Raw genomic sequence first — 1730 nt, 5'->3', positions numbered from 1 at the left:
GGTCTTCGGCCCAGTCGTCGCCGATGAAGATCACCAGCGTCACACCTGTGCGTGGAGGTTGGTGAACACGCGGGAGTAATTGTTTGATGGTGTGGGCGTTGAGTCAGATTCCGGCGGTTGGCTCGCCGAGTCGCAGTTCGCGTGCCGTGGTGGTCGCCTGGTCGGCGGCTTGGACGACACGTCGACCGAGGGTTTCCACCTCCTGGCCGCGCATGGGGCGCATCGAGCCAAGCACCATGAGTGAGGCGGCCACGGCCCCGTCCGCGTCGAACACCGGGGCCGACAGCTGAATGAGTTGGGTCTCTGTGTTGTGGTCGAGCTGGGTCGCGAGGTATTCGCTGTGGCGTAGCTGGTCGATCAACTCGTCGCGGGTGCGGCGGTAGGGTTCGGAGTCGGGGACTTCCAACAGATCTTCGAGGACGCGTCCGAAGGGAACTCCGGGGGTAGCGAAAACCGAGAAGCTGTAACCGTGTCGGCGGGCGAACTGCAGGGACTGACGCCATCGTTCCGCCTCGGCTTGGTGCGTTTCTGACCCGCCGCGTTTCAGCCAGTGCTCGCTTGTTGCCGAGTCCCATGCCACAAAGACCACTCCGAAGGGCGGAGCCAGTGGGATCGCCTGGCCGACGCGTGCCCGGAGCAAGGTGGCGGGTCCCCGGTCGAAGACGGCGACTGCCCTTGCCTCCCCATCAATGATGGTGGACACCACGACGCAGGCCTGGAGGTCTCGCGCGAGTCGGTCGGCCTGCCGGTTGGCCATGTTGAGCACGGGGTTAGTGGCCTGGGCCGCGCTGGCCAGCGCCAGGCAGGACGCACCCAGTTCGTAGCCCATATCGTGGTTGCGGCGATTCGCGAAGCCTTGTTGGGTCAGCGCCTGCAGGATCGAATCGCAGGTGGCCCGGGGGATGTTCAGGGTGCGTGACAGCTGGGAGACCGTGTGGGCTTCAGAGGGGTGCTCGGCCAGGTACCAGAGCACCTGAGCAGCTCGCTGTACCGCCGGTGACGGATTAATGGGCAAGCGAGCAACCTCCCGATGTCGAATGCGCCGAGCCGCAACCTCAAAACCCAGTGCCCAGCGATGCTGCTGAAATACTAGCGCATCTCGGGGGTTTGCGCTTGTCGACGATCAGTGGCTCCCGGCGGCCGAGGGCCTTTTTTCCAGCGCCCGCTGAGTCAGGTCCCTGCAGCGCTGCAGTGCGTACGCGGGGTTGAGTTCAAGCGCCTTAGCGAGTTCGGGATAGAGCATGTGGCCGGCTGGGAAGAAGTAGGCTTCGCCGGCGACCGCGACTTCGGCGGGCTCATTTGTGTCGGGTAAGTCCGCGCGGATCGACCCCTCGAAGACGTAGCCGTAATGCGGGCACTGGCAGACCTTGCCGGCAAAACCACCCAACTAGTACCGGGGGCGTCGCGTCAGCCGGTTCGTGGCAGACGATTTAGCCGATCTGCATGTCACCCCCCTTGCATCGAGTGCAAGTGGTCTGTGGTCATCGGCCACCGTCCACCCCGGCATTGGGGGGTCCGTGACTCCATGAGAGGCACCGGCAGCATCCTTTCTAGGTCACCATTGCGGCCGCGTGACGCAAAAGCCACGAACCGCCCTACCCTCCAATTCCTTGTACCGATGCCATAGTCTCGTCTACAGTGTCTAAATATCATCTAGAACGCTGAAATATCAGCAGATAGGGGAATTCTCGGGATGGTCGTTCACCTCGAGGTGGACCGGTTGCTGATCG

At 63.3% G+C, this 1730-nt stretch carries 2 protein-coding genes; both read right to left on the bottom strand.

Annotation, left to right across the window (positions count from 1 at the left end; translation table 11 throughout):
* Positions 1–103 precede the first annotated feature (103 nt).
* Entirely contained in the window at positions 104–1015 is a 912-nt protein-coding gene (locus A5760_RS11170) for a helix-turn-helix domain-containing protein (RefSeq protein ID WP_196772064.1), read from the bottom strand.
* 108 nt (positions 1016–1123) lie between these two features.
* A complete protein-coding gene (locus tag A5760_RS11165; RefSeq protein ID WP_064880629.1) occupies positions 1124–1387 on the bottom strand; it encodes a hypothetical protein in 264 nt (87 codons plus the stop codon).
* Positions 1388–1730 lie beyond the last annotated feature (343 nt).

This window comes from Mycobacterium colombiense (assembly GCF_001665835.1).
GTDB classification, from domain to species: domain Bacteria; phylum Actinomycetota; class Actinomycetes; order Mycobacteriales; family Mycobacteriaceae; genus Mycobacterium; species Mycobacterium colombiense_A.
The sequence above is the reverse complement of the archived record's forward strand: the minus strand, read 5'-3'. Positions and strand labels throughout refer to the sequence as shown.